This window comes from Streptomyces sp. NPDC017991, assembly GCF_044328075.1.
Taxonomy (GTDB): domain Bacteria; phylum Actinomycetota; class Actinomycetes; order Streptomycetales; family Streptomycetaceae; genus Streptomyces.
Genome location: NZ_JBIRGP010000014.1, coordinates 190,349 through 217,032, shown reverse-complemented (window position 1 = coordinate 217,032; position 26,684 = coordinate 190,349). Strand labels below are relative to the sequence as shown.

Below are 26,684 nucleotides of genomic sequence, written 5' to 3'. Positions count from 1 at the left end.
GCCCGACGCGCAACTGCGTTGGCTGTACGGCGACAGTCGGCACCCAGGTGTCGACCGGCTCGTACCTGTCGTGTTCGGACCTCGGCCTCGGCGGGGCAGGAGGAGTCTGTCCGCCGTCGGCGCCATACTGGCCCGCGTGCGAGTAGCGATCATGACGGCGGGTTCGCGGGGCGACGCCGCGCCGTACACGGGACTTGGGCGCGGGCTGGCGGAAGCCGGGCACGAGGTCACGGTGGTGACGCATGCCTGCTTCGAAGGTATGGTCGCGTCCGCGGGGCTGGGCTTCCATCCCCTGCCGGTGGACCCGCGGGCCGAGCTGGAGTCCCCACGCGGGCGCGCTCTGCACCGCAGTGCCACCGGGATCGGCAAACTGGCGCGGATGGTCGCGATGACACGGTCGCTCGTGGAGGAGATGACGGACGACCTGGTGGCCGCCGCGGGGTCGGCCGACGTGCTGCTGTTGTCGAGTTCGCTGGGGCCCCTCGGTCACGCCGTCGCCGAGGGACACGGCCTGCCGAGCATGGGCGTCTACCTGCAACCGCTGGCGCCGACAAGGGAGTTCGCACCGCCGGTGACCGGCACACGGTCCCTGGGGGCGGCGGGCAATCGGCTCGCGGGGCGTGCCGTCAACATGGCCGTGGAGCAGATCTTCGCCGGTGCGACGCGGGCGTTGCGGACCCGGCTCGATCTGCCGCCGCTCGGCTCGTATGCCGCCCGCCGGGCCCGCGAGCGGCGCGACTGGCAGGTGCAGCACGGGTTCAGCCCGCTGGTGGTACCCAGACCCCGCGACTGGCGAACCGGGCTCGGCGTCGCCGGGTACTGGTGGCCGTACGACCGGGACTGTCAACTCCCGTTCGCGCTGCGGGACTTCCTCGATGCCGGGCCGCCGCCGGTCTTCTTCGGGCTGGGGAGCGCCACCGTGCCGGATGCGGAGCGGCTGGGTGGGGAGGTCGTGCGGGCCCTGCGCGCGGCCGGGGTCCGGGGTGTCGTGCAGCGGGGCTGGGCCGGGCTGTCCGCCACCGGCGACGACATGTTCACCGTCGACGAGGTCCCGCACGCGGCGCTCTTCCCGCGGATGGCCGCGGTGGTCCATCACGCGGGTGCCGGGACGACCGGGGCGACGCTGCGTGCCGGCGTTCCGGCCGTGCCGGTGCCGATCCAGTTCGACGAGGCGTTCTGGGCGGCCCGGCTCGTCTCGCTCGGGGTGGCCCCGGCGGCGGTTCCACTGCGCGGGCTCACCTCCGACGCTCTCGGTGCCGCCGTGGCACGGGCCGTGACCGAACCCGCCTACGCGGAGCGCGCGAAGGAGCTGTCGGGCCGGCTCGGTGGTGAGGACGGTGTACGGCCCGTCCTCACCGCCGTGGACCGGCTGGCCGGAGCCTGAAGCCACCGACCGAGTGGGGCAGGCGGGCCGGGCAGTCGTCGGCGCGCGCAGCCATGCATCCGGCCAGGGCGGTGTCGCCGTCGACATCACCTGGTGCGCGGTGCCCCTGGGCCGTAACGCCCCTGCGCGGCGCCGCGCTTGGCGCGGCGTGGACGGACGTGGGTGCCACGAGTGAGACCGGGGACCCAGTTGTCGTCCTGCTCCGAACCTCTTGACGTCGTTGGTTCAGACCTTTACGTTCTTCCGCACACCGCGTGTTCATAGGTGAACTCATCGTTCACTGACGTGAACGAGCCTCCCCCACCGTCTGATTCTGACGAAAGGCTGCGATCACCCCCATGACCGTGCGAAAGCATGTCCGTTCCCACACCCTGCGCGGCGGACTCGCCCTGGCGGCCCTGCCCCTGACGGCGGGTCTCCTCGCCGCCCCGCACGCCGACGCCGCCCCCGCGGCCACCTCGACCGCCGTCGCCCCGTACCTCTACAACGGCTGGGGCAACCCGCCCAGCCCGACGACGATCACCCAGGCCACCGGCGTGAAGTCGTTCACCCCCGCCTTCATCCTCAGCAACGGCTACTGCAACCCGCAGTGGGACGGCAGCCGCCCGCTCACCGGCGGCGTCGACCAGCGCACCATCACCACGATCCGCAACGGCGGCGGCGACGCCATCCCGTCGTTCGGCGGATACAGCGGCAACAAGCTGGAGAGCTCCTGCTCCAGCGCGAGCGAACTCGCCACCGCCTACCAGAAGGTCGTCGACGCCTACACGCTCAAGGTCATCGACATCGACATCGAGGCCGCCGCGTACGACAGCCCCACCGTGCAGCAGCGCACCGTCGACGCCCTGAAGACCGTCAAGTCCCGCAATCCGGGCCTGAAGGTCCACATCACCATCGGCACCGGGCAGAGCGGCCCCGACACCAGCCTCATCAAGCGCGCCGCCGCATCGGGCCTGTCGGCCGACAGCTGGACCATCATGCCCTTCGACTTCGACGGCGGAAGCCAGAACATGGGCACCCTGACCCTGCGCGCCGCCGAAGGCCTGAAGACCGCGCTGAAGCAGGCGTACGGCTACAGCGACGACCAGGCCTACCGGACCATGGGCATCTCCTCCATGAACGGCGTCACCGACCAGAACGAGAAGGTCACCGTCGCCGACTTCCGCACCATCCTCGGCTACGCCCAGCAGCATCACCTGGCCCGGCTCACCTTCTGGTCCGCGAACCGCGACCGGCCCTGCACCGGCGGCGACTCCGAGAGTTGCTCCGGCGTCGCCCAGGCCGCCTGGGACTACACCCGCGTCTTCGCCCAGTACACCGGCTGACCCCCCACTGTTCCCCGTCGTCGAAGGACCTCACATGATGCGCTTCAAAGCACTGGCCACCGCCACGGTCGCGGGACTCGTCGGTACGATCGCCGTCCTGAGCACCGGCAGCGCCGCCGCGGCCGACCCGAACAAGGCCCCGGGCGGCAACTTCGACCTCTCCGTATGGCAGTTGCAGGAGCCCGTCGGCTCTCCGGGCTCACCGACCACCATCTCCTCGTCCCGGCTCCAGGGTGCGAACGGCTTCCAGGACTCGTACTTCTACACCGACACCCGGGACGGAGCGATGACCTTCTGGGCCCCCGAGAAGGGCGTCACCACGCCCAACTCCAAGTACGCCCGCTCCGAACTGCGGGAGATGAACCGCAACGGCGGCGCCGCCGACTGGTCGCTCAGCGGCAGTCACCGTATGAACGCGACCCTGCGCGTGGTGTCGGTGACCTCCAACGTGTGCGTGGGCCAGATCCACCTCGGTTCCGGAGGGTCCTCCACCAAGCCGCTCGTCGAGCTGTACTACCGGGCGAACGGCGACATCGTTGCCGGTATCGAGAACTCACCCGCCGGTGGCCAGACACCGCACACCGTCGGTCACGTATCCCTCGGCAAGACCTGGACGTACTCCATAGCCGTCTCCGGCGGCCGGACCATCGACCTGACCGTCAACGGAAGCACCACGCACTACACGATCCCGACCTCGTTCGACCCGTACAAGCAGTACTTCAAGGCCGGTTCCTACAACCAGTCCTCATCGGACAGCACCACCAAGGGGGCCCGAGTCGCCTTCTACGGCCTGACGGTCTCCCACAACTGACCCTGGCCGGGGGTGCGTGCCATGGGTGCGTACCCCCGGGCCGAGCTTGTTCCAGTACTGGTGTGACGGCCGGTGCGTCGAGTACTTCGAGCCCGGCATGGAGCAGGGCAGCGCAGGTTCAGCGGGCGGCGGAGTTACGCGCGGTGACCGTGGCGGCGTCGGGGTGGATGGTGAAGACCTGGTCCAGGCCGACGACGCCCAGGATGCGGGCGGTGTTGGCGGGGACCGCGGCCAGGGCTATGTGGCCACCTTGTCCGATGGCCAGGCTCCGGGCCGACAGCAGAGCGCTGATCCCGCTGGAGTCGCAGAAGTCCAGACCGGCCAGATCCAGGACCAGCAGTTGCCCCGCGGCAAGGGTGAGGTCCTTGACAGCCCCGCGCAGTTCGGGCGCCGTCTCGTAGTCGAGGTCGCCGGTGATCTCCAGTACGGGACCGGTGGCGGTGTCTCGGGTGCTGATCGTCAGTGCGCTCATGTCAGGTCTTCGCTCGTGGTGGTGGGAAGCGGGGCGGGCACGCCGAGGGCGAGCAGTGCGGTGTCGTCGTCGAGGCCGTCGCCGAAGGACGCGAGCAGCCCGCTCAGGGCGGTGATCAGCGCCTGAGGGCCTGTCGGCGGCTGGGCGGCGGTGAAGGCGAGCAGGGCGTCCTCGCCGTAGAGCGCGCGGTCGGGACCGGTACGGGCTTCGGTCAGGCCGTCGGTGTAGAGCAACAGGGTGTCGCCGGGCAGGAGCCGGGCGCGGGCGGCGGTGAACGGGGCTCGGGGCAGGACGCCGATGAGGAGCCCGCCGGGGGTGGGGAGGTAGTCGGCGCTGCCGTCCGCGCGCTGAATCAGGGCGGAGGGATGTCCGCCGGAGGCCAGGTGCACGCCCGCGTGGCCGTCGTCGGGTTCGAGGACGCCGAATATGGCGGTGCAGTAGCGGCCCTCGCCGCTTCGGTATCGCTCGTGCAACACGGTGTTCAAGGTGGTGAGGACGGCGACGGGGTCGGCGTCGTGCAGGGCCGCGGCGCGCAGGGTGTAACGGGTCAGCGAGGTGACGGCTGCGGCCTGGGGGCCCTTGCCGCACACGTCGCCGAGGAAGAACGCCCATCGCCCGGCGTCCAGGGGGAACAGGTCGTAGAAGTCTCCGCCCAGCAAATCGGGGGAGGCCGTGTGGTAATAGGAACTGGCTTCCAGGCCTGGGACCTCGGGCAGTTCGGCGGGCAGCAGGCTCTGCTGGAGGACGGCGAGCGCCTCCTGGAGCCGCTCGCGGTCGGCTTCGGACCGCCGGCGTGCTTCCTCGGCCGTCCGACGGCCGCGCAGCAGTTCCTTCTCGTAGGCGCGACGGTCGCGGGCGTCGAAGACGGTGGTGCGGATCAGCAGCGGCTCGCCGTCCTCGCTGGTCTTCACCTTGGAGGTGACCAGCACCGGCATCCGCAGACCGGCGGACGCCTTGATGTCCAGGGCGATGCCGCTGACCTCACCCTTCATCTGCAGCAGCGGTGCGAAGTGCGTCTCGTGGTAGAGCTTGCCACCCACCGTGAGCAGATCGGCGAACCGCATCCGCCCCACCACCTGGGACCGGGCCAGGCCCAGCCAGTCCAGCAGCGTGGTGTTGATCTTCGCGATGGTGCCGTCCATCAACGTCGACAGATAACCGCAGGGGGCCTGTTCGTACAGTTCCTCGGCGCTGTCCTCCAGCAGTGACGTGAACGCCGCGTCCGCGGCGTCCACGTCCTGCCCCTCACCCGGTTCGGGCACCGACCGGTCGGTGCGGCACATCATCAGGCCGCCGCGATGAAGTCGGTGATCGCCCCCGTGGTGGCCTGCGGCGCGCTCAGCTGCGGGCAGTGCCCCGTCGCCTCCAGCGTCACCAGCCGGCTGCCCGGGATGACGTCACGGACGTAGGCGCCGACCTCCCGCGGAGCGATCATGTCCTGCCTGCACTCCAGGATCAGCGTCGGCACCGTGACCGTCCTCAGATCCTTGCGGCTGTCGGACAGAAACGTCGTGCGGGCGAAGACGCGGGCCATGTCCGGGTCGGTCGCGCAGAACGAGGCGGTCAGTTCCTGGCCCAGTTCCGGCCGGTCCGCGTTGCCCATGATGACCGGGGCCATCGCCGCCGACCAGCCCAGGTAGTTCGACTCCAGGGACTCCAGCAGTTCGTCGATGTCCTCGGCACTGAACCCGCCCCGGTAGCCGTCGTCGTCGATGTAGCGGGGCGAGGGCGCGACCATCACCAGACGGGAGATGCGCCGCGGTGCCTTCGCCGCCGCGAGAACCCCCACCATCGCGCTGACCGAATGCCCGACAAACGTCACATCTCGCAGGTCCAGTTCCTCACAGATTTCCAACACATCGAGCGCGTACCCCTCAAGCGAGCTGTAACGCCCCTCGTCCCAGGCCGACGGGTCCGCCCGGCCCGAGCCGACGTAGTCGAAGAGCACCACCTGGTAGCGCTCGGCCAGCGCGGGAGCCACCAGGCGCCACATGTTCTGGTCGCAGCCGAATCCATGGGCCAGCAGAAGCACCGGCCCGCCCGCACGGCCGGTGACGGTGACGTTGTTCCTGCGAGCGATATCCATACCCGCCAGTTTCCCATCACCTCCTTCCACTCCCGGCAGAGGCCCGGCGCGCCGGTGCGCGGGCGTCGTGCAGCTGATGGGTGTCGGCGCACGCCGGCGCTTGTCGGCGTAGGGACGACGTGCTGCTGTCGCAGACGCCTGGCATGCTGCCGCCATGATCATTGAGAACGGGACATCGCCGGCGGGCCTGGACGACGTGGACTGGGCGGGCCTGTCGCACGCGTACGGGTCGGCCGAGGATGTTCCCGGCCAGCTACGTGCGCTGTGCGGGGATGACGAGGCCGCACGGGAGAGGGCGTTCGGCAGCCTGTTCAACAACATTTTCCACCAGGGCAGCCGTTGCCAGGCATCGCCGGTCGCGATTCCGTTCCTGGCCCGGATCGCGGTGGCCGGCCCGCCGGCCGCCCGTGCGGACACGATGTGGCTGCTGACCCGCCTCGCGGTCGACTGGTACGACGAGTACCGGCTCACCACCGGGATCGACACGGTGGCCTGGCGCGCGGCTGCGTCCGAGTGCTCCCCGGAGAAGATGTTGTCCTGGTACGACGAGCAACTGGGCGTGGAGACGGACGAGCAGCAGCGCCGGCAACTGCTGGACATACGGAGCTGGGTGGCAGCCGGCAACTCTCCCGACGCGCGGTGGACGGCCCTGTGCTCGTACGACGCGGTCCTCGCCGAACTGCCCGGTCTCCTGGCCCTGCTCGACGACGTCGATCCCTGCCTGCGTACCCGGATCGCCTATCTGAGCGCCTGGTTCCCCGAAGCCGCGCCCGTCACGGTGCCGCGTCTGCTCGCTCTCGCTGCGCGTGAGCACGATGCTGTAGTCGCGGCCACTGCCCTGGTCGCCGTCGGCCTCGTGGGCACTCCCGAGCATGCTGCCGGGCTTGCCCCGCATCTGGACAGCGAGGACAGACTGGTGCGGTGGGCGGCAGCCACCGCGCTCGCCCGCATCGCCAGTGCCGGTCGAGCAGGCATCGGGCCCGCGCTGCTCGACCGTGCCGTCGCCGAACTCACTGCCGCAGCCGCCGGCCCCGCTCCCGCCTCCGCCACCGACTACAACGAGGGGGACTTCCACGGTCACATCGAACGCACGCTGCGCGCTCTTCGCTCGGACGCGCCATAGGTGCGCTCGCCGAACTCCGGGCTCGGACCGTGGGCAGCATGAGGTTGGTGTGGCAGGACGACACCGCCTACTGGCTGGGCGCGCAGCCTGCCGTCCGGTACCGCGAGGACCGATTCGTGCCGGAGCGCCTGAACGGGCAGCAGCGAGCGGGCAGTTCACGCCGGCCTGGAGAGCAGCGCCGTGGCGGGCTTATGCGCAGACGTTCTGCTTGCGGGTGGGTTCCGGTTTCGGGGCGAGAGTCGGGCTGGGGCTGGGGCTCGGATCCGGGCTGGGGTAGGGATCTGGGCTGGGTGGGGGAGTGGTCAGTGAGGGAGTGGTGGGTGTGGGTTGGGGGAAGTCCGCGGGGCAGCTGGTCCGGCCTGCGTAGTAGATGCACATGCCCGGCCTTATGGCTGGTCGTTGCTGCATACCTGCTGCGAGAGCCGGGTGGTGGGGCTGTCGGTGGCGTTCGGCGGGGAGCGAGTGCTGGGTGGTGCTGCCGGTGTGTGCGGCCGTGCACAGGTGGGGGCTGCTGGCGTCCAGCGCGAGGATCAGCAGGCCCGCCAGGCTCATGGCTGCCAGTGTCCGGCCCGCCTTGGCGAGGGCTCGCGCTGCGACGTGGCGGGGTCCTGTCGGCGGATGCGGTGTGCTCATGCTCGGCGAAGGCATTTCGGGGGCGGGCGGTGGGGCCGGCGGAACGGCCGCGGGTTCGGGTTCGGGGTCGGCCGTCGGCTCCGGGTCGGCCGCCGGCTCGGGCTCGACGGGACGGCCCTGCGAGTCGTCCGGATCGGCTGGTTGCGGACCGGCCGGCGCCGGTGCGGGGGCGGGGGCCGGCGTACGGGCCGGGGTGGTGCGATGCCGGAGGGAGCGCAGTTCGGCGATGGCGCGCCACTGGTCGTGCCAGGGGGCAAGGTCGGGATGGGCGCGGTCCGGGGCGGGACAGGGTTGGCCGTAGGCGTCCCAGGACATCAGGGTGCGTACGAGGGCGATCAGCTTGTCGAGGCTGACGTAACGGCCGTTGAACGCGGCGTGCTGGGTAGCCGGCGGCAACGGCACCCCCTCACCGAACAGCTCTCTGGCCCGCGCCTGAATCCTGCGCAACGGCGGATCACCCCGCTCCACCTTCAACCGCCGCAGTGCCTGCGCCTGACGTTCCAGGTGCTGTTCATACAAGCTCGTGCCCTCAGTGCCCTCAGCGCCTTCGGCCTTCGTGTCGTGCTCGCCCACCGTCGCCCTTCCCCCTGTCCAGCTGTGCTGAGCAGGCTAGAAGGGCTGCGGTGGAACAGCACCGAACTCGGCCGAACAGCCCGCCGGTGTGACACAGGGGCAACGCTGCGTTCGACCGGGTAGGAAAAGTGTTCACTGTCACTGGCCTGTTGATCGAGTGTCATCGGATCCGTTCGGCCCGCGCCCGCCGTCGCCCCGCCGGGCGGGACGGTATTGCCATGAGCACTCCTGAGCCCGTCCAGCCGATCCCCGCCGTCCAGCCGATCCCCGCCGCCCGGCCCGATGCCGCCGCCTCGTCCGAACCCCCCGCCCGGTCCGGCCCCGTGCCCGCCCCCGGGACCGAGCCGTTTGTGTCCCTGCACACCGCCGTCGTCCTGCTCGCAGCCGTGGTCATCGGCCTGGTGATCGCCACTCTCACCGTTCTGTCCGGCGCTCACCCGGCCACCGCGGCCGTCGCCGGGCTGACCGCCGCCGGCGCCGGCACCACCGTCCTGCGCAGCCTCATCCGGTGACACATCCCGCCGGGCCACGAGCTGCCGACGCCGCCGGCCCGGCGTGCGCGGAGTCTTCCAGGCGCAGCCATCGGTCTACGGATCGACCGCTACGCCGCAGACGACACCTTCTTCGCCACGCCACGCCACGCCACGCCGCGGCCGTGCTGGGGCGCGCGCGTTGCTTCTCTGGCTATTTGCGCCAGAAGAGGTGGTGGGTGACGCCGCTCGTGCTGGGCAGGGCCTCCATGTGGTAGCGGTCCAGCAGCTCATCGGGGGAGTCCCACAGGCGTAGCCCGGATCCGAGTTTCACCGGTGCGACGACCACGTGCAGGGTGTCGATGAGGTCGGCATCGAGGAACTCCCGGATGGTGCTCACGCCGCCGCCGAGCCGGATGTCCTTGCCCTGCGCGGCCTCCCGCGCCTGCGTGAGGACGGTGGCGGGGTCGCTGTCCACGAAGTGGAACGTGGTGTCGGACAGCGTGAAGGACGGTCGGGTGTGGTGGGTGAGGACGAACACCGGGGTGTGGAAGGGCGGCTCGTCGCCCCACCAGCCGCGCCACTGGTGGTCGGTCCACGGGCCGCGCTGGGGTCCGAACTTGTTGCGGCCCATGATCTCGACACCGATGTTGTGGGTGAAGTCGCGGGTGAAGTAGTCGTCGAGGCCGCGGCTTCCCCCGGGCTCGGTTCGGTGGGGCCAGCTTGCCGTGGCGCCGGCCCAGGCGAAGAGCTTCCCCGGATCGATGTGGTGGCCGAAGGGCCGCTCCAGGCTCTGGTCCTCGCCGGCGGCGATGCCGTCGCTTGAGATGGTGAAGTTCTGCACGCGCAGCAGCTGTTGCATGTGATCCGTGTGTTCCATGTGTTCCCTCATCAGGTTCTGTCGCGTCCTCTGGTGATGCGTCCTACACCCGTACGTCGAACGGGCCCTGGACGCATCGACAGCGGCGCCCAAGTTTTTCCAAGGCGGTGTCTTGCCCCACGAGGCCCGAGCCCCGACCGGGCCGGCGGCAGGCCACCTGGCCTCGGCGGCCGTGCTGCGGGACCGGGCCCGCCAGGCGTTCGTCATCGCCGGGCTCATCAGCTCGCCCGAAGGATACGTTCGAGGTGGTTGTCGTCGGCGCAGGCGACGTTGGCCGGCGGGCCGCGCCGCAACAGCGACCAGCTGCATGTTCGGCGGCGTACTCGCGCATCCCCGGTGTCGTGTTGTTGGCGTTTTTCGGCCTGGTCATCGGGGTCCGGGGGGTCGCATGCTGGCAGGTACATGTCGTAGGGGGTCGTCGTGATTGCCATGCTTTCTGTGAGGCGTCTGCGAGTCGCTGTCCGCGTCGTTGTCGTATTGGCGCTGTGCTTCGGCTGGTCCGCTGCTGCCGGATCGGCCGCTCACGCCGATGCGCGGGCGGGGCGGCAGGCGGCTGTCGTGGTGCGTGGGGGTGACACGCTCTACAGCACGGTCGGCCGCTGCACGGTGGGCTTCAACGCCCGTTCAGGCTCCACGATGTACGCGTTCGTTTCGGGTCGGTGTGCTCAGGGCGCCACCACCTGGTACGCCGATGCCGCTCTGACCGTCGGTGTCGGTGTTACCGCGGGGGTGAGCTTCCCGGGCAACGACTATGCGAGTGTCCGGTACACGAACACGGCGGTTTCCTATCCGGGTGAGGTGTCGCTGGGTGCCGGTGCTGGTACTCGTGACATCACGGGTGCGGCGAATCCCGTGGTAGGGCAGTCGATCTGCCATGTCGGGCGGGTCGGCGGATACCGCTGTGGGAGTGTCCAAGCGGTGAATGTCACGGTCAATTACGGCGGGGGAGTGGTGTCCGGGCTGTTCAGGTCCACCATCTGCTCCGAACCGGGAGACACCGGAGGTCCGGCCTTCTCGGGCGGTACGGCGCTCGGTGTCATCGTCGGCGGCAGTGGGAACTGCAGCTCAGGGGGGGTCACTTACTACCAGCCCGTGGTCGAGTGGCTGTCAGCGTTCGGCCTGAGCATCTACTGAGGCTGCCGACGGCAGTGTCATGTGGCTGGAATATGCCTTGGGCATGTGGGTCGATGCGATAGTCGCCATGGAGGGCGTCGCCGGACCTCAGGCGGTCGCACAGAGCGCCGCACGGCCGGAGAGCTCACGGCGCTCTCGCGGGCGGCCCCGTTTCACCTCCCCGCCGGGCGGGGCCGCCTCAGTTCGACCGGAGCGTCGTTGGCACCGGTCGGAGCGCGGCGATCGGGCAAGCCACCGCAGATGTCGTGCCCGCCGCAGGAGCGCCCCGCCGACGCGAGGACCGTGGCGGCACGGAGCAGCGCACGGCGGGGGCGCGAGGGGCGGGCCCTGGAGGGCCCGCGGATGTCTAAAGCCCCAGTACCTCGCCGTAATTGATCGCGCCGAAGGGCAGCGCGAAGCCGTAGGGGGTCAGTGACTTGCCCGGCGGGTAGGTCTCGTCCGTGCTGCTCGGCGCGAACCAGACGCCACCGGACCTGGGCTCACCGGCGTTCTCTCCGGGCGCGCTCACCGCGGTGTCCCACAGTCCGTCGAGGTTGTAGTCGCCGACGGCCAGCTGTGCACCGAAGCGGTCGCCGGCCTCGGCGGTGCCGGGCATGTTCGGGGTGCTCTGGCTGCGGGCCGGCCCTCCGTAGAGGCCGTGCTCCGTGCCGTTCAACGTGACGTATCCGCCCGCGTCCTTCACGGTGCCCACGTCCTCGCCGGGCACGCCCACCACCAGTTCCGGGCGGCTGTCGCCGTTCAGGTCTCCGGCGGACAGCGAGGCGCCGAAGTCGTCGCCCTCCTCGGCGGTACCACCGACCTCCGGGTTCGACTGGGTGACGCACTCGTACTCGGCGCCGAAGGTCGCGCTCTTCGAGCCCTTGAGCAGGAGCACCGCACCGCCGAGCCGGTCCTCGCAGTGCGTGCTCTCCACCTCGGGGTTGGGCTGTACGAGGCCGACCGCGAGGTCGTCCGTGCCGTCCCGGTCGAAGTCGGCGGTGGCGAGCGCACTGCCGCGGTCGGAGTCCGCGTACCACTGGGCCGGCTGGGCCCGGTCGTCCCAGCGCGTGATGAAGGTGCTGGAGTCCTCTATGCCCTGCCAGGTGGCGGCCAGGTCGTCGCGGCCGTCACCGTCGAAGTCGCCGGTGGCCAGGTCGCGGGTGGTGCCGCCCATGCTGTAGCGGCGCAGGGTGGTCGTGGCCACCGGGTCGGCGGTGAGCGGGCCAGGGCGGAACCGGAGCGCTCCGTGCTCCTCGCCGTTCTCGCCGAACGCGAGGTCGGTGTCGCCGTCGCCGTCGTAGTCACCCGTGGCGATGGTGCGGCCGATGCTGCTGTACTCGGACGTGCCCCTGGCCACGGTGGTGCCCTTGATCTGCCACTGCGAGCCGTCCAGGACGGTGATGGTGCCCTCGTCCTTGAGCTGGTCGGAGGTGAGTGACTCGCCGCTCGCGCCGACGACGAGTTCGAAGACGCCGTCGCCGTTCACGTCGACGGGCGCCACGGAGGAGCCGAAGCGGTCGCCGGTCTCGGGCGTGCCGGGTATGCCGGCCTCGGCCTGGCTGATGACGCCGGTGGACTGGTACGGGCTCTGCGCGCCGCCATAGATCACGCTGACGTAGCCGGCCTTGGCCTTGCCGTCCACGGTGGCGTTGGGCATGCCGACGGCGATGTCCGCGTATCCGTCGCCGTTGAAGTCGAACCGCGGAGTCGTGGCGGCCGCGGCGCTCGCGGCGAGCGGCAGGGTCAGACCGGTGGCGGTGAGTGCCGCTACGGCGGCGGTGGCGGCCAGGGTACGTACACGCACAGGGCAACTCCCGTAGTCAGAAGGGGAAGCGAGGGGGAAGGGCTTCCGGGGCTGTGACTCGCGAGGCGTACGAAGGGTTGTGCGAAGCTGTCCGTCCGGTGAACGCGACGTGTTGCACAGCGAGTTCGACCCGTGGTGGGAACCGAAAGAACGTCGGGGCGTGGTCCCTGCGCCGACGCGGTAAGACCCACTTCACATGGTCTGGAGTCAGGCCAAAGATGCGAGCGTGAAGTGTCGCACCTGAAGTGGTTCAAGCAGGTACTCGTCCTCACCCGGCAGAACCACGGGTTGGTCCCGCCAGTGCTCGCCGGCGTAGTCGGCCAGGTCCTGCTCGCTGCGCCAACGACTGACGTAGAGCAGCGAGTTGGGCGGTGCGAGCAGTACCTCGTGCTCGATCAGGCCTGGGTAGCGGCCGGGAAAGTCGCGCACCGCGGAGACGATCATGTCGCGGAACGCTTCGAAACGTTCAGGACGTACGCGTGCCTCGCTCACTCTGATGATCACGGCCAGCAGAGTGGCACACGGGCAGCTGCGGTGTCCCCCTTTTTCCGCCCCAGCGCACCACCTTGCTCTCACGAGACCATCCGGATGAGCAATCTCTGGGACGCCCCACAGGTGCGCCCGGGGTCAGAACAGCTCGGCCTGATCGAAGGGCGGGGCCCCAGGGCGCTTCTTCGCGCGCTCGGGGTGTGCGGCGGGACTCTCGTCGCCGAACAGCGGGGCCGTGCCGCACTCGTCGGGTACGGCCAGGACGGCGGCCGGCCCAGCGGGCGCGTCCGGTCGCGGTGGCGCATCCTCGTCGAAGTCGTCCGGGGTCATGCGCGTCCAGTCACGTCCGTGCTGCTTGCCCACTCGCCGCCTCCGTCACCGTTTCCATCGGTTCCCTGCTGTTCACCTTCCCCGGATCCGGGCTCAGCGATCATGGTGTGCGTTTCTTCGTATCGAAAGACGGGCGAAGGGCGCCGCGACAGAGTGCTTGGTGCGGGCAGCTCGTCCTCCGGCGCCCGCAGCAGATCTCCGAGCCCGGACGGACGGCCCTCCTGCGGCGTCACCCTGTGCCGGCTCAACCGGCGTGAGCGCGCAATCGACTCGCCCACCAACCTGGCCACGATGACGAAGCCCCTGCCTGCGTGGGCGTTTCTCGGCCAGTTCGGACAGGCGGCGGGACAGTGGAATGAGACGACTTGAGCTCTTCGGCCGGGGCTTCGTCCGCTTCGTACGTATGCGCGGGTAAGGGTGGATACGATGACGGTGGCGGGGTCGGCCCCGGGATTCGTGCCTGGCGACGGTTCCGGCCCTGTCGGATGGCCGGCCCGGACTCGGTACAGCTTCCTCCGCGGTACGGCCGCACACGGCAAGCGGACGCAAGGCAACGTATCCCCGTGCAGTTGGAGCTGTCCATGCGCATCGACCGTTCGAAGCTGTCGCTCGACCAGCCCGTGTCCTTACTCGATCCGAACCGCGGGACCCACGAGGAAGCAGCCGAGTGGCTGCGGGACGGCCCCGTGGTCCCCGTGGCGCTGCCGGACGATGTCCGTGCCTGGGCGGCCATGTCGGCCGAGGCGGCCCAGACGGTACTGGACGCGCACCCCGACCTCTCCAGCGATCCGCGGCACTGGGGTGCGTACACGCGCGGGGAGATACCCGCCGGATGGCCGCTGCTCAACCTGATCGTCGGGGAGTCGATGCTCAACGCGGACGGGGCCGACCACCGCAGGCTTCGCCGCCTGGTGAGTCACGCCTTCACCGCCCGGCGGATCGACGCGTTCGCGCCTCGGATCCGTGAGATCACCCGGGAGTTGCTGGACGGCCTGGAGTCCGGGCCGGAGTCGAGTCCGGGGGCGGTGACCGATCTCAAGGAGGGTTTCGCCTATCCGCTCCCGCTGTTGATCATCTGTGAGCTGTTCGGTCTCACCGACCCCGATCAGCAGCGCCGGTTACGCGGTCACTTCCGGACGATGCTGAGTGTCGAGGTGAGTGGCGCCGAGCGGCAGGAGGCAGCGGTCCGGCAGCGCGAGGTGCTGGCACGTCTGGTCGCCGACCGGCGCGCGGCTCCGCTCGGCGATCTGACCAGCGCGCTCATCGAGGCGTTGGACGAAGAGGACGGAAGGCTGACGGAGAAGGAACTGATCGACTCCCTGGAGATCATCCTGCTGGCCGGCCACGAGACCACGGTCAACTCGATGACCAGCACCGTCCATGCCCTGCTCACGCATCCCGACCAGCTCACCGCGGTCCTCGACGGCGAACTGGACTGGCCGGCCGCCGTGGAAGCGGGCCTGCACTGGAACAGCCCGCTGCGCAACCTGTTCATGCGCTACGCGCTGCGGGACACCGTCCTGCACGGAGTGACCGTGCGCCGCGGCGAGCCGATCGTTGTCGGGCTGGCCGCCGCCAACCGCGAACAGCGCGGAACGGTCCCGGCGCGCTTCGACATCCGCGACTCCCGCCACTACGCGCGCCAGCTAGCCTTCGGCGCGGGCCCGCACTACTGCCTCGGTGCCCCCCTGGCCCGCCTGGAGAGCGCGATCGGGCTCTCCCAGCTCTTCACCCGGTTCCCCGCCATGAGGCTGGCCGTGCCCGAGTCGGAACTGGTGCCCGTGATCTCCACGGCGATAAACGGCCTCGTCGCCCTCCCCGTCGTCCTGCGACCGGCATCCGCTTGAGGCTTCGGCGATCCCGCCGCGCGGCCGTGCCCCTTCCCTGCGACGACCATCGGCCCTCGTCGCAGGGAAGGGGACGGTTGCGGCTTCTCGACCACGTAGTCGGCGCACTTCGCCAGGGCCTCCGACGATCGCCGGGGCCGATCGCCGCATCGATCAGCACGCTGCCTCGGGACATCGCGTGCCGACCCGGCCTCCCCGCCGGCACGTTCACCTCAGGGACCGGCGTGAGGCATCGGTCCGGACAGATCACGATTCCCCGGTCCGGTCACCGTCTCGGGCCCGCCAGCGCGTAGGCCGTGATGCCCGCGGTCGTGAGGATCGCGGCCGTCCACGTCGCCAACGGGGTGCCGGGTGGCTGCAGCATCCAGGTGGCCACCCGCATCGGTGTGCTTGTCGGCGGCGGGGCGAAGAAGGCGAACGAGAGCCAGGCGAACGGCAGCGTCCAGGCGTACTGGCCGCCCATGAGCGCCGCGCCCAGCGCGACCAGTCCCAGCAGGCCCGCGCTGTCGCGGACGACGAACGCGGCGGTGGCCATGGGCCCGCCCGCGATCTGCACCGTCAGCAGCACCGCGGCGACGACCGCGCCGGCGAACAGCACGTGCGCCGCTCTGCGGGGCACCCAGCGGATCGCGGCCGTCCGGTCCAGCGCGGGGTCCTGCCCGCTGAGCCCGACCGAGAACGCCATCGCCCCGGCGGCGAGGACGAGCACGGGCAGCCCCGGCTCGGTGGGGCCTTCGCCTCTACTCCCGTCCCGGGTGAGTACCGCCAGCGTGACCGCGCTGACGACCACCGCGGCGAGCGATGCGGGGACCTGTCGTGAGCGGGCGTACAGCGTCAGCCACCTCACCGGGACGCACCGCCCTTCAGCGCGGCGAGCGGGTCGCCCTCGCAGGAGAGCGCGGCGTCACGCATCGCGCTGATCCGGGAGAGTTGGCCGTCCGGCGGCAGCGCTCTGAACTCCTTCCATACGGGGCTCGCCTCGGCCAGTTGCTCGGCCGCGGAGTACCCGGTGCCGTCGAGCGGTGCGAGGTCACCGGTGACCCAGCCGACCGCGATGATCTGCGAGGCGGCGTCGGTGGTGCCGCTCCAGCCGACAGGGACGCACGACGGCACCATGGCCTGTGCGATCAGGGTCCGGGTCAGCTCCTCGCCCTCCACCCCGGTGATCATGTCGTCGTCGAAGTCGAACAGCACGCTCTCGCGGGACCACCGAGGTGTGGAGCCCTGCGGCAGAACGGCGGCGTTCTCCCGGACCGAGATCGGCGCCTTGCCGCCCAGTGCGGCGTGCAACAGCCGCAGCGCCTTCCTGCCGGGGCCCGCGAGGCCGTCGAGCCGTGCCCGCTGCGTCGCCGTCACGCACACCGGGCCGTCGCACACCAGCTCCGCGGCGGCCTTGTCGACGACGTACATCCGGCCCGGGTCGGAGGGCAGCACGAGCAGGGCGATCACCGCGCCCGCCAGAAGGGGTGCAAGGGCGGTCAGCCGGGCTGCCGGGGTCGCCGCGATCAGCAGTGCGAAGCCGGTCGCGGCCATGCCGAGCAGCCAGACCGTCTGCCCGAGGTGCACGGACGCGGAGAGCGTGACGAGTGTGTCGCGCACCTCCTCCACCGTCGGTGACAGCAGCGAGACCCGGTTCGGCTCCGTGACCGGGACCCCGCCCGCAATGACCGTCTCCGTCCGCCCCAGGGAGGAGTGCATCAGCACGGTGAACACGAAGGCGGCCATGGCCACCGCGGGCGGGGTGAGCGCGGACGGCAGAGCCCGACCGGCCCCCATGCCCAGCACGGCCCCCGCGACGAGGAAGAGCGCCCCCACCAGTGAGATCGGCAGCCAGCCGAGGTGCGTGTACCGGGTGTTGCCGAGTACATGCAATCCGCCCACGAGGACGAGGAGCGCGAAGCCCGAGGCCAGCGTGAACGCCGTCGCGCCCGCCAGCGCGGCAGCGCGGTGCCGGGCGGGCCGCGGCGTGCTGGTCAGCAGCTCGTACATCTTCGAACGGTGGTCGCGCAGCCCCTGCAACGCCCCGAGCCCCACGGCCAGCGGCCACAGGTAGAACAGCAGGGAGCGGGTCCACATGGCCATGGACGTCCACTGGGCCGTCCACGCCGTGGTGCCCCTCCACCACGCGGCGTCCACCAGATACAGGAACGCCAGCGCCGGAACCAGGACCACCGCCCCGGCCCACGGGGCGACGGAACGCCTCAGCTCGATGCGCAGGACACGGAGGTTCACCAAGTGCCCCTTTCCTGGCCGGGGTTCTGCAGCAGCGCCGAGTAACCGCGCTCCAGAGGACTGTCACCCACGTGCTCGGGGCCGCCCGCCGCCGCCAGTTCGTCCGGGGTGCCCTGGAAGACCAGCCGCCCCTCGGCGAAGAGCACCACGTCGGTGCAGGCGGCGGCGACGTCCTCCACCAGATGGGTCGAGACGAGCACACAGGTGTCCGTGCCCAGTTCCTGCAGCAGTTCGCGAAAGCGCAGCCGCTGCGCCGGGTCCAGCCCCACCGTCGGCTCGTCCAGGAGCAGGACGGTCGGGTCGTTGACGATGGCCTGGGCGATTCCGACGCGCCGCACCATGCCGCCCGACAGGGCCTTCATCCTGTCGTCGGCGCGGTCCGCCAGTCCCACCCGCTCCACGGCGCGCTGCACCGCGGCGGGGATGTCCGCCTTCGGCACCTCCTTCAGCCACGCCATGTACTCGACGAACTCGCGCACCGTGAAGCGCTTGTAGTAGCCGAACTCCTGGGGCAGGTAGCCGATCCGGCGGCGCAGCGCACGGTGCTCGCCCAGGCCGCCCGCGGATTCGCCGAGTATGACCAGGGTCCCCTCGGTGGGACGCAGCACGGTGGCCAGCGTACGGATGAGGGTGGTCTTGCCCGCCCCGTTGGGACCGAGCAGGCCGTGTACGCCGGTGCCGAGCCGCAGGTCGAGGCCGTCGACGGCCATCCGTCTCCTGCCCACCCTGACCTTCAGCCCGGTGGCCTGGACCTCCCAGGCGTAGGCCGTCGGCACGAGGTCGGCCGCGTTGACCGCGGATGTCATGTGGTGTTGTTCCTCTCCGGGGATCATCGATGTGTTCTCAGCACGGAGTACGCGCCTCTGCGGGCGATCACGACTCCGGTGCCCAGGGCGAGGAGCAGCGCCCACATGGGCAGACCGTCCGTCCGCAGAGCGAAAGCCGTCCGGCTGGTGGCCAGGGTCGGTGCCAGGACCAGGGCGGCCCACACGACGGCCAGCCCGACGGCGGCGCGGGTCACGCCGACCATGCTGCCGAGCGCCAGCGTCGCCGCGGTGAAGGCCAGGCAGGGCAGCAGCCACTGGGCCACCATCACCCCGGTCAGCCACCCGCACACCAGCAGCGCGGGAACGACCACGCCGAGCACGGACGCGGTGCGCCGCAGCACCAGTTGGAGCCCGGCCCTGGGCGCCGAGGCCGTCAGCTCGTACGCCGGGTCCAGCCCACGGGCCCACGACGCCGCGACACCGAGTACGGGCAGGACCGGCGCGAACAGCAGCACCATCGACACCTCGCCCGTGCCGACGCCGACCAGGTCGAGCAACAGGGCCACCAGCGTCACGCCCACGACCATGGCCAGCCACGGCACCATCACGGGCGTCATCCACCGCGACAACCGCGACAGCCACGCCTGCCGGAACCGTCCTCGCCGCATCGTGGCGGTGACCGTCAGCCGGGGCTCCAGGTCGGACCACACGGTGCCGACCAGAGACGTCACGGCGGGCACCTCGGCGGCGACCACGGCGGACAGCCGGTCACGACACACCCGGCACGCCTCCAAGTGGGCCTCCACGGCCCACACCTCGTCGGCGGCGAGGTGTGGGCCGCCACGCGCGTACCCCTCGATGATCCGCCCCGACGCGTGTTCCCCGTTCATGCCAGCGCCCTCCGCATCGCCGTCCTGGCCCGGCGGGCCCGGGTCTTGACCGTGCCCTCCGGCAGCCCGAGCAGGACCGCGGTCTCCCGGACGGACAGCCCGTCGAGCACCATGGCCTGCAGTACCTGTCGTAGTTCCGGCGCGAGATACCGCAGCGCGTCACCGACCTCACCACCGACGGTCGCCGCGAGCGCCTCCTCCTCGGCGGCGGGCGCCGCGGCCGGCGCAGCGGCAGCCGGCGGCGGCTCCGCATGGTGGGCCCTGCGCCGGAACGCGTCGACCAGGCGCCGCGCCGCGATCGTCCACAGCCAGCCGGTGGCCGTCCCGCCGACCGCGGCCCCGGCGAACGCGCCCGCCGCCCGCCACACTGCCAAGTAGGTCTCCTGCATGACCTCCACGACGATCTGCTCGTCCACGCACCGGCGGCGCAACCGCACCGCCAGCCACGGCGACGTACGCCGGTACAACTCCTCGAATGCGGCACGGTCGCCCTTCGCCACCAGGCGGACGAGACGTTCCTCGTCCACCTCGTGCAGCGGTGCCCTGACTGATCTCACACCCGCTAGACGCCCGGCCCGCGCGCCAGGTTTTCCTATCGTCGTGATCCGCGTCACATGAGGGGGCCTCCCGGGAGCGCCGGAGGAGTGCCCAGCCGGGTCGAAGCGCGGCTCGAACCATGGCTCGAAGCGAGGCTCGAAGCGTGGCGCACGTGGCCGGGCCGATGCTGCTTCGTGGACGGTGACGTCGTGTTACAGGCTTGCGGAGCGTAGTGCGATGAGGGCGACGGCGGCGGCCGTGAGGACGGCTGCCGGGGGTGCTCCCTTGTAGTCGCCGACACGCAGGTGGGTGGCGACCGCGCCGATGAAGTAGAGCGCCAGACCGACGGCGGAAGCGATTCCGAGGGGTCCCCACCAGAGTCCGATGACAAGGCCGCCCGCGCCGGCTATCTGCGCGACGCCCAGGAACGGCAGCACGCCATCGGGCAGGCCAAGGGTGGACATCTGGTCGACGAGCCGCTTCGGCCGCGTGAATTTGGCGCCGGCCGAAGCCAGGAGCACTGCCGACATGACTGCAGCGACGATGGCATAGGTGATGAACATGATGTGACCTCAACTGCTGGGCGGGGCGGAGTGGTTGGTTACTCGCTGACCTGGCCGTGCTGTGCTTCGCGGGTGGTCAGGCGGTTTCGAGCAACAGGGCGCTGAGTTCTGCGGGCCTGGTGAGCATGGCGTCGTGGCCGGTGTTCAGCGTGTGGACGCGAGACGGTGTGCCGTTGGGCTGGAGCTTCGGGACGGGCCGGCGCGTGACGCCGTTGGGCTCGTTGCCGATGCAGAGGATGTGAGCCCGGGGGATGACTGCCTGTGCGGGGTTGGACATGTCGGCCGGCTGCTCGAAGCAGAGGACCGACTCATCTGTCAGCGTGGTCTTGAGCCATGCGATGTCGTCGGGGTCGGTGACTCCGAAAAGACCGAGGGGCGCGGGAGCCTCGGGCAGAGGCGGAATGCGCCAGGGCTGGGCACCGTCGGCGGCTCTGTCGATCAATACGCGTGTGAGCGGCATGACATCGATGGCGTTCTCGCCGTGCGTCGGCACCATGGCGTCGATGTACACCAGGCGTGAGATGCGCTCGGGAACCCGGTTCGCCACGTTGGAGATGACCATGCCCGCGTAGCTGTGTCCGACGAGGACGATGCCGTTCAGGTCGTGGTCGAGGATGAGGCCGACGACGTCGTCGGTGTGAGTAGTAAGACCGGTCTCAGGGCTGAGCAGGTGTGTCTTGTCCCCGTGGCCGGTGAGGGACGGCGTGAAGACACGGTGACCCTGAGCGGTGAGCAAGGGGGCGACGCGGTTCCAGGACTGTCCGTCGTGCCATGCGCCGTGCACGAGGACGAAGGTGATCGGGCTGGTCATAGCTGTTTCCTTGCGTTGCGTGTGCGTGTGCGTGCGGGAGACGGTCGGCCCGCCGGGCGCTGTTCGGTGCCCGTCCGACAGCCAGGCACGGGCGCGTCGGCAGTGCACTGTCCAGGTGGGGGCCGATGGCAGCGCCTTGCAACGGGGGACGGAGCCTTCCTGCCCACGTAGCGACTGCCGGCGAGGGAGAAGACGTCGAGTTCGGCCTCGGTGCCCTGCGAAGTGGTGCGCTGCATGCCTTCGACGTTAGGCATCCGTTAGGTACTAAAAGGTAACCTTCGACATGTGAGCCTCCGTCCCGGAACCGTGTTCCTCGCCGACTGTCCCGCCCGCATGGCCATCGAGATCATCTCCAGCAAATGGGCCGTGGTCACGCTGTTCGCTCTGACCGACGGCCCCCTGCGCCATGGCGAGCTGGTCGAGCTCATCGGAGGTGTCTCGCGCAAAGTACTGACGCAGACGCTGCGCCGCCTGCAGGACAACGGGCTCATCGAGCGGCGCGCGTACGCCGAAGCGCCGCCACGTGTGGAATACGGCCTGACCGAACTCGGGCGCACCCTGGAGGAGCCCATCAGAAGGCTCACCGAATGGGCGAGGGCCAACGGTGAGGCGGTCGTCGCCTTCCACGAGGGGGCTGGGGAGAAGGACGCATAGCGCGTACTTCTCCGGCGAGTCGGCCGTGCAAGTCGGTGCAGGCAGACTTCGTACAGGTCGGTCGGTTCGCGTACCGCGGCGTGCTCGCTGCCAAGGGAAGGACTGGACATCGGCCCGCCGTCGAGTGCGTGGCCGTCGATGGCCATGGCCGGCACCTGCCCGCCGATCGCGGCGAACGAATCGCGGACTCCGGCCAGTTGGGGCGCCGCCGCCGATACGGTCCTGGGGCTGGTCAGGCGCCGTAGTAGTTGTCGTCGTCAAGACGCTCATCCTCGGGTGTGCGTCGCAGACGCCACACGCCGAAGACGGCTCCAAGGGCCCCGCCCGCGACAGCCGCCGCACCTGCCCATACGGCGCTGCCCGAGAGCCCCGTACCCAGCAGGCCGGCCAACAGGGCCCCGATCAGCAGATACATGACGACGATGAAGCCCGCAGCAAGGTGTCGATTCCTCAGCGGCGGCAGGCCACCGCTCACTGTTCCGCTCCCGCATCGATGTCCGCGTGGAGCACGGCGTCGGCGCACGGGCCCGTAGCGGCGCGACTCCTGGAGGCGTTCATCTGCGTGACGTGCGCGTGCGCGGCTCGATGGCATCGTTGCATGAGGTCCTCGCGTCCCGGTCGATACATCTCCTTGTCGGAACATCTCCCTGTCGGAACATCTCCCTGTCGGAACATCTCTCTGTCGGATGTCCCGGAATGGTCGCGGCAACCCCCGCCTACCGAGAGTGGTCATGTGCGGGGGCTTGGAGGTGGCCGGGATCAGCGCCAGTGTGGCGGGACGTTCGCCTCGTCGTCCACACTCACCCCGACCACAGCCCCTCATACGCAGTCGGTGTCGACAACCGCCGAGCGGGTCGGTGTCGCGCCTTGCTCGACGGGCAGGGAATCGTCGCGGGCCCAGGCCGACCAGGAACCCACGAACAGGCCCACCTGCTGCCCGAGCAGGGCTCCGGCGAACACCAACGGGGGAGCAAGGATCAGCAACTCGCGCCGAAGGGCTCGAAGTTCCTGCGGGAGGAGTTCCTGGGTGGGGAAGGTCCTTCGAAACGGCGAGCGTCGACAGCCCGAGCGATGCCCAAGGCGAACGCCTCAGTGCGCGGAGTGAGCGGCGATCAGCGAGTGGCGGCGCAACAGAGCGCGGCTGCGACCCGTACGAGTTCGACGCAGCGGCGGCAGGTCAGCGACTGGCGCGGCATGCGACGATGCAGGCACGGAGGCCGGAAGGCGTCAACGCGCCTCCGGCATTCGAGACGATCACCGTGCGGAACAGCCCGCGCGAACCGACACCGGTGCGGAACCCACGGAGGAGCCCGCGTTGTGGTGTTGCCCTGGCCGTGATCGCATGCCTCGCGGTGCCAAACGGGTGGTCGAACGAAGGCGAGTTGCTGAACCTGCCCGTGATCGTGGCGCTGTAGACGGTCGCGATGCACAGCGACCGACCACGCATTCCGCGCATCTCGCGTACCCTGCGCGCCTCGCGGACCCGGCGGACCGCGCTGATCGCCTCCCTCGCGTCGGGCGCGGTCGAGCCTCGGATGGGCAGCCCTCTTCTGCCGGATCGCACCGGCACTACCACGTCGACGGGGTCGGACGGCCTGCGGGCGAACCGAGTGCCCGTTGCCCCCGGGTGTGCCCCTGTGGCCCTTCCGACCACCGGACGCCCCATGATGATCTACGAATCTCGGCTTGAAGATCCGTCATCGTGATGGGAGCGACATGCGTGTGCAGAAGCAGTCCGAGCAGGCCACAAAGGCCGGCCCGGGGCAGCGGCCGGTACCGAAGGCGAACCACCTGTCGCCGCGGGACCGGAGCCCCCAGGGAGTGCTCGCCCTGCAACGGACGGCGGGCAACGACGCCGTCGCCCGGACGCTCACGCCGGTGCAGCGTACGGTCACGACCACCGAGCCGGCCGAAGAGGTGAAGCACATCCACGACTTCGTGACGGAGATGATCGGCGCGGCCGACAAACTCATGGGCGAGGCCAAGGGCTTCGCCTGGCGCTTCAAGTCGGCTGCGGTCCGGCAGGCGCACCTCGACAGGATCGGCCAGACGCTCGACGGCGCCGAGCACATGGTCTACCGGCAGTTCCGCGACGATCCCGGGGGCAAGGACGACAACCCGAAGAACACCGGCTTGAAGGAACTCCTCGACGCAGTCCAGAAGCGGCACGTCTCCTACGTCGAGATCCTGCGGAACAACAGCGGCACGCGGCCCGTCGGGATGGACATCGACGCCGACGACACCGAGGCCCAGGGCGAGCTGTCCCAGACCTGGTCACGCGTCGTGCGCGGGCAGGGCATCGCTACGTCGGACAAGCCCCGCCCGGTGGGCGACGACCGGGATCCCGCCGCGCTGCCCGGGTACGGCAACCAGATGCTGTCCGCGCACGCCCGGCTGCTCTCCCGGCAGCGTGGCCGCGCCCTGGTGAGTGATCTGACCTCACCGTCGAACGCCCACTCGCCGATGGTGAGCGCCGTTCCCTACCACCCCGAGGTCGTCGACGCCATAGGGAAGACCGACCTCGCGGCGCAGGCGGACTCCAACTCGATGCCCGACGCACGCGCCGCCTCGGTCGACCGGCCGAGCGCCGGTTCCAGCACCACGGTGACCGCGCCGCACGACTTCAAGGACAGCGAGGGCGCCAAGCCGGGTGAGGCCGTCTCCCCCTTCTTCCTGCTCTACGGTCACGAGCTGATCCACGCCCAGCACAACAAACACGGCATCAATGTCGCCGCCTTCGACGACGAGGAGACCGCAACCGTCTCCGGCACGGAGTCGTCGAAGCTGTTGCACGCGGGCAAGGGGTTGCGCGTCACGACGGAGGACCAGTTGCGGGACGAGCACTACATGCCCCGCCGGGGCGGCTACACGTAGGTGTAGTCCGCGACGCATACGGCGGCGCGGCGGTGGGCGCAGGCGTTCGTGCGGGCGTCGCAGCTGGGGAGCTTCGGCAGGCTGGCGGTGAGCAGCCTGGGCGTGGCGACACAGGCCAGGCAGCGGGTTCTGGTGGCTGGGCGGGCGCCGGTCCGGCTGGCCATCGCCCCCGCGAGGCCGAGGCATGCAGCATTCGGAGCAGGTCCGCTCCAGGCATGTGCTCGCGACCCCGGACAGTCGGCGAAGCGTTGCGGAGTGAGGGCGGTCTCCTGTTGCCTTGGCAGCGACAGGCACAGCGCCCCGAACGCCCCGCTCAACCACCGCTGCACACCGAGGGAAAGCCGCACCATGTCGAACGAACTGGCACCCGCCGAGGGGATGTCGCAGGCGAGCACGTCAACAGGATCCGGTGAACGGCCATTGCCGGCCATCGACTGGGCGGCTGTCAGGGCAAGAAATGAACACCGTCGTGTGCGGCGCAGAAGGATCGGGGGAGCTGTCGGGGTCGCTCTGCTCGCCACGGTGTCCATCGGGGTCTGGATCGCTACCGGAGGCGAAGAGAAGCCGCCGGTGCGGTACACGGCCGAGATGCCGGCCGCGTTCGGCGACTACCGGCTCGCAGGCCCCGGTGAATCCCTCTGGGACAAGACGGGGGTCGGTGAGAACCTCGACCCGACGTCGGAGACTGCACACGCCACCTATGTGCGCGCGGACGACAGGAAGTCCTTCATCATCACTCTGGACCTCGACCCGGTCGCCGACGTGTCGGACCCGGGCGAGGGCGACGACTTCGTCTCGGTGATCCTCGGCACCTCCGTTGATTCAGGCGAGGCGAAGACCTACGATCCCGGTCCCATCGAAGGCAAACTGCTCTGCGTGCAGTACGAGGTCGCCGACACCACCAGCTCCCGCTGCGTCTGGGGCAACGGCACGGCCCTCGTCACCGCCCAGCCGGTCGTCACCTCCGGCCCGAGACCCACCCCCAGGCAAACCGCTACAGAAGTACGCTCCTTCCTCGGTGAACTGCGCATACACCCAATGAACTAATGCCTTCACCCGCTTCCCATCTGCTCTTTGAGCAGGTCCGCCGCTGTCACCGGAAGGGTTCGCCGGGCGGGGCGCCCACCAGGCAGGTTGACGGGCTGGGAGGCCTGCGCACGGCCGGATCTTGCCGAGCGCCTCGAATTCGACAGCGAGGGCGGCATGTTCTGTGCGCTCGGGAGCTTGAGTGACCTCACGCACCTCAAGGCCGCGCTTGAACCCGTGACCTCAAGCGCCGGCGCGGTTCGAGAGATCGTTGCCCGTGCCGAGACGACAGGCCTTGAGCTCGACGACTGATGCTTGCTGTGACGAGCAGGTCTGCCGGATTCAGATGGCAAGTTGAAGAGGCCTGCCGATCCAGCGGATGTGCCGGGTCGGCGCCCGCGCCGGAGGCCGGCTCGGGCAGGGCGAGGTCCGCGAGGAGCCGGGGAAGCGGCAGGCGCGGGTCGCGGACCGCCGCCCGGCATGTCCAGACGTCCGGGTCGTGACTCAGCCGCTGCGAGCGAGGCCGGCGGCGGGGTCGCGGACTGCCGGCTGCCGGTGGATCCCCCGCGTATGGTCCGCGTGACGGATGGCCTGGCCCTCGGGGAAAAGCGGGGGTGGCCGGTCGCCATCCAGGCGGAGAACGTCCGGCCGAGCCGTACGTACACGCTCATCAGGGCCTCCCGGAGGGTGTCGGGGTGATGGCCCGAAGAACCGGCCCGACAGACCGGCCAGGAGTCCACGTCCCCACGAGCGCGCGTCATCCCGGGACCGTAACCACACGTCATCACACGGATGACGGGCACCGATCGGCGGCCCACTCGGGCCGATCCGGCCAATCAGGCGACGGCAGGCGCGTGGCGCCAGGCGCCGCAGGACGCTGTCGTGCCGGGAAGCACGAGGCGAACTACGGCGTGCGCTTCCAGGTTGAGACCGACGCCCACGGCGACGCCGTCACGTCCCCGCGTCGAGGCAGCGTCACCTAATTGTTAT

The 26,684-nt window shown here is 70.2% G+C and carries 28 protein-coding genes and 1 pseudogene; 11 read left to right on the top strand and 18 right to left on the bottom strand.

Going from position 1 to position 26,684, the window contains the following annotated elements; genetic code table 11:
* Positions 1 to 151 precede the first annotated feature (151 nt).
* The 3 genes and pseudogenes from ACH4DZ_RS34980 (at position 152) to ACH4DZ_RS34970 (ending at position 3,520) form a co-directional block, all read left to right on the top strand.
* Positions 152 to 1,384 carry a glycosyltransferase gene (locus tag ACH4DZ_RS34980; protein WP_398292297.1) on the top strand — a complete coding sequence of 411 codons (1,233 nt, stop codon included), beginning with the start codon at positions 152 to 154 and terminating at the stop codon, positions 1,382 to 1,384.
* Positions 1,385 to 1,845: 461 nt separating this feature from the next.
* Positions 1,846 to 2,709, top strand: a pseudogene (locus ACH4DZ_RS34975) (chitinase); the annotation flags it as partial.
* A 34-nt stretch (positions 2,710 to 2,743) separates the two neighbouring features.
* Positions 2,744 to 3,520, top strand: coding sequence for a polysaccharide lyase family 7 protein (locus ACH4DZ_RS34970; RefSeq protein ID WP_398292063.1), 777 nt, complete (start codon positions 2,744 to 2,746; stop codon positions 3,518 to 3,520).
* A gap of 118 nt (positions 3,521 to 3,638) precedes the next feature.
* Here the strand turns inward: ACH4DZ_RS34970 and ACH4DZ_RS34965 are convergent, their stop codons facing one another.
* The 3 genes from ACH4DZ_RS34965 to ACH4DZ_RS34955 are packed head-to-tail and all read right to left on the bottom strand — an operon-like array spanning position 3,639 to position 6,078.
* Positions 3,639 to 3,992 carry an STAS domain-containing protein gene (locus tag ACH4DZ_RS34965; RefSeq protein ID WP_398292061.1) on the bottom strand — a complete coding sequence of 118 codons (354 nt, stop codon included), beginning with the start codon at positions 3,990 to 3,992 and terminating at the stop codon, positions 3,639 to 3,641.
* A complete protein-coding gene (locus ACH4DZ_RS34960) occupies positions 3,989 to 5,275 on the bottom strand; it encodes a PP2C family protein-serine/threonine phosphatase (RefSeq protein ID WP_398292295.1) in 1,287 nt (428 codons plus the stop codon). Before ACH4DZ_RS34960 ends, ACH4DZ_RS34965 begins: the two co-directional genes overlap by 4 nt.
* 2 nt (positions 5,276 to 5,277) lie before the next feature.
* Positions 5,278 to 6,078, bottom strand: coding sequence for an alpha/beta fold hydrolase (locus ACH4DZ_RS34955; RefSeq protein ID WP_398292059.1), 801 nt, complete (start codon positions 6,076 to 6,078; stop codon positions 5,278 to 5,280).
* 154 nt (positions 6,079 to 6,232) lie between these two features.
* On the opposite strand from ACH4DZ_RS34955, the gene ACH4DZ_RS34950 reads away from it, so the two are divergent.
* On the top strand, positions 6,233 to 7,201 hold the full coding sequence (locus tag ACH4DZ_RS34950; RefSeq protein ID WP_398292057.1) for a hypothetical protein: 969 nt from the start codon (positions 6,233 to 6,235) through the stop codon (positions 7,199 to 7,201).
* Between the two features lie 189 nt (positions 7,202 to 7,390).
* Here the strand turns inward: ACH4DZ_RS34950 and ACH4DZ_RS34945 are convergent, their stop codons facing one another.
* Positions 7,391 to 8,353 (bottom strand): hypothetical protein, encoded by a 963-nt coding sequence (locus tag ACH4DZ_RS34945; protein WP_398292055.1) that lies wholly within the window; start codon positions 8,351 to 8,353, stop codon positions 7,391 to 7,393.
* 272 nt (positions 8,354 to 8,625) lie between these two features.
* On the opposite strand from ACH4DZ_RS34945, the gene ACH4DZ_RS34940 reads away from it, so the two are divergent.
* Positions 8,626 to 8,919, top strand: coding sequence for a hypothetical protein (locus ACH4DZ_RS34940; protein WP_398292053.1), 294 nt, complete (start codon positions 8,626 to 8,628; stop codon positions 8,917 to 8,919).
* A gap of 172 nt (positions 8,920 to 9,091) precedes the next feature.
* Here ACH4DZ_RS34940 and ACH4DZ_RS34935 read toward each other — a convergent pair whose 3' ends face one another.
* Positions 9,092 to 9,739: a dihydrofolate reductase family protein gene (locus ACH4DZ_RS34935; protein WP_398292293.1), complete on the bottom strand. Its 648-nt coding sequence runs from the start codon at positions 9,737 to 9,739 to the stop codon at positions 9,092 to 9,094.
* A 447-nt stretch (positions 9,740 to 10,186) separates the two neighbouring features.
* Here ACH4DZ_RS34935 and ACH4DZ_RS34930 point away from each other — a divergent pair, with 447 nt between their 5' ends.
* Positions 10,187 to 10,891 carry a S1 family peptidase gene (locus tag ACH4DZ_RS34930; protein WP_398292290.1) on the top strand — a complete coding sequence of 235 codons (705 nt, stop codon included), beginning with the start codon at positions 10,187 to 10,189 and terminating at the stop codon, positions 10,889 to 10,891.
* Positions 10,892 to 11,237: 346 nt separating this feature from the next.
* Here ACH4DZ_RS34930 and ACH4DZ_RS34925 read toward each other — a convergent pair whose 3' ends face one another.
* The 3 genes from ACH4DZ_RS34925 to ACH4DZ_RS34915 form a co-directional block, all read right to left on the bottom strand.
* Positions 11,238 to 12,674 carry an FG-GAP and VCBS repeat-containing protein gene (locus ACH4DZ_RS34925; RefSeq protein ID WP_398292051.1) on the bottom strand — a complete coding sequence of 479 codons (1,437 nt, stop codon included), beginning with the start codon at positions 12,672 to 12,674 and terminating at the stop codon, positions 11,238 to 11,240.
* Between the two features lie 207 nt (positions 12,675 to 12,881).
* Positions 12,882 to 13,178: an antibiotic biosynthesis monooxygenase gene (locus ACH4DZ_RS34920; RefSeq protein WP_398292049.1), complete on the bottom strand. Its 297-nt coding sequence runs from the start codon at positions 13,176 to 13,178 to the stop codon at positions 12,882 to 12,884.
* Between the two features lie 123 nt (positions 13,179 to 13,301).
* Positions 13,302 to 13,526, bottom strand: a complete 225-nt coding sequence (locus tag ACH4DZ_RS34915; RefSeq protein WP_398292047.1) for a hypothetical protein — start codon at positions 13,524 to 13,526, stop codon at positions 13,302 to 13,304.
* A 548-nt stretch (positions 13,527 to 14,074) separates the two neighbouring features.
* Here ACH4DZ_RS34915 and ACH4DZ_RS34910 point away from each other — a divergent pair.
* The gene (locus ACH4DZ_RS34910; RefSeq protein ID WP_398292045.1) at positions 14,075 to 15,340 is read left to right on the top strand and encodes a cytochrome P450; all 1,266 of its coding nucleotides are present in this window, start codon (positions 14,075 to 14,077) and stop codon (positions 15,338 to 15,340) included.
* A 265-nt stretch (positions 15,341 to 15,605) separates the two neighbouring features.
* On the opposite strand, the gene ACH4DZ_RS34905 is transcribed toward ACH4DZ_RS34910, so the two are convergent.
* From ACH4DZ_RS34905 to ACH4DZ_RS34875, 7 genes are all read right to left on the bottom strand, one after another.
* A complete protein-coding gene (locus tag ACH4DZ_RS34905; RefSeq protein WP_398292043.1) occupies positions 15,606 to 16,187 on the bottom strand; it encodes a hypothetical protein in 582 nt (193 codons plus the stop codon).
* On the bottom strand, positions 16,184 to 17,572 hold the full coding sequence (locus ACH4DZ_RS34900; protein WP_398292041.1) for a hypothetical protein: 1,389 nt from the start codon (positions 17,570 to 17,572) through the stop codon (positions 16,184 to 16,186). The genes ACH4DZ_RS34905 and ACH4DZ_RS34900 overlap by 4 nt, the downstream gene beginning before the upstream one ends.
* Positions 17,569 to 18,378 (bottom strand): ABC transporter ATP-binding protein, encoded by an 810-nt coding sequence (locus ACH4DZ_RS34895; RefSeq protein WP_398292039.1) that lies wholly within the window; start codon positions 18,376 to 18,378, stop codon positions 17,569 to 17,571. Before ACH4DZ_RS34895 ends, ACH4DZ_RS34900 begins: the two co-directional genes overlap by 4 nt.
* Positions 18,379 to 18,401: 23 nt before the next feature.
* The gene (locus ACH4DZ_RS34890; protein WP_398292037.1) at positions 18,402 to 19,229 is read right to left on the bottom strand and encodes a zf-HC2 domain-containing protein; all 828 of its coding nucleotides are present in this window, start codon (positions 19,227 to 19,229) and stop codon (positions 18,402 to 18,404) included.
* Positions 19,226 to 19,786 (bottom strand): RNA polymerase sigma factor, encoded by a 561-nt coding sequence (locus ACH4DZ_RS34885; protein WP_398292035.1) that lies wholly within the window; start codon positions 19,784 to 19,786, stop codon positions 19,226 to 19,228. The genes ACH4DZ_RS34890 and ACH4DZ_RS34885 overlap by 4 nt, the downstream gene beginning before the upstream one ends.
* A gap of 192 nt (positions 19,787 to 19,978) precedes the next feature.
* A complete protein-coding gene (locus ACH4DZ_RS34880) occupies positions 19,979 to 20,329 on the bottom strand; it encodes a DoxX family protein (RefSeq protein WP_398292033.1) in 351 nt (116 codons plus the stop codon).
* 76 nt (positions 20,330 to 20,405) lie between these two features.
* On the bottom strand, positions 20,406 to 21,140 hold the full coding sequence (locus ACH4DZ_RS34875) for an alpha/beta fold hydrolase (RefSeq protein ID WP_398292031.1): 735 nt from the start codon (positions 21,138 to 21,140) through the stop codon (positions 20,406 to 20,408).
* A 333-nt stretch (positions 21,141 to 21,473) separates the two neighbouring features.
* Here ACH4DZ_RS34875 and ACH4DZ_RS34870 point away from each other — a divergent pair, with 333 nt between their 5' ends.
* Positions 21,474 to 21,794 (top strand): winged helix-turn-helix transcriptional regulator, encoded by a 321-nt coding sequence (locus tag ACH4DZ_RS34870; RefSeq protein ID WP_398292288.1) that lies wholly within the window; start codon positions 21,474 to 21,476, stop codon positions 21,792 to 21,794.
* A 232-nt stretch (positions 21,795 to 22,026) separates the two neighbouring features.
* Here ACH4DZ_RS34870 and ACH4DZ_RS34865 read toward each other — a convergent pair whose 3' ends face one another.
* Positions 22,027 to 22,209, bottom strand: coding sequence for a hypothetical protein (locus tag ACH4DZ_RS34865; RefSeq protein ID WP_398292029.1), 183 nt, complete (start codon positions 22,207 to 22,209; stop codon positions 22,027 to 22,029).
* Positions 22,210 to 22,613: 404 nt separating this feature from the next.
* The gene (locus ACH4DZ_RS34860; RefSeq protein WP_398292027.1) at positions 22,614 to 22,757 is read right to left on the bottom strand and encodes a hypothetical protein; all 144 of its coding nucleotides are present in this window, start codon (positions 22,755 to 22,757) and stop codon (positions 22,614 to 22,616) included.
* Positions 22,758 to 23,510: 753 nt separating this feature from the next.
* Here ACH4DZ_RS34860 and ACH4DZ_RS34855 point away from each other — a divergent pair.
* On the top strand, positions 23,511 to 24,668 hold the full coding sequence (locus ACH4DZ_RS34855) for a hypothetical protein (protein ID WP_398292025.1): 1,158 nt from the start codon (positions 23,511 to 23,513) through the stop codon (positions 24,666 to 24,668).
* Here the strand turns inward: ACH4DZ_RS34855 and ACH4DZ_RS34850 are convergent.
* On the bottom strand, positions 24,659 to 24,832 hold the full coding sequence (locus ACH4DZ_RS34850; RefSeq protein ID WP_398292023.1) for a hypothetical protein: 174 nt from the start codon (positions 24,830 to 24,832) through the stop codon (positions 24,659 to 24,661). The genes ACH4DZ_RS34855 and ACH4DZ_RS34850 overlap by 10 nt on opposite strands.
* Positions 24,833 to 25,139: 307 nt before the next feature.
* Here ACH4DZ_RS34850 and ACH4DZ_RS34845 point away from each other — a divergent pair, with 307 nt between their 5' ends.
* Together ACH4DZ_RS34845 and ACH4DZ_RS34840 are read left to right on the top strand one after the other, a co-directional pair.
* Complete coding sequence (locus ACH4DZ_RS34845) at positions 25,140 to 25,715, top strand: hypothetical protein (RefSeq protein WP_398292020.1); 576 nt, start codon at positions 25,140 to 25,142, stop codon at positions 25,713 to 25,715.
* Between the two features lie 27 nt (positions 25,716 to 25,742).
* Positions 25,743 to 26,006 (top strand): hypothetical protein, encoded by a 264-nt coding sequence (locus ACH4DZ_RS34840; protein WP_398292018.1) that lies wholly within the window; start codon positions 25,743 to 25,745, stop codon positions 26,004 to 26,006.
* Positions 26,007 to 26,684: the final 678 nt, after the last annotated feature.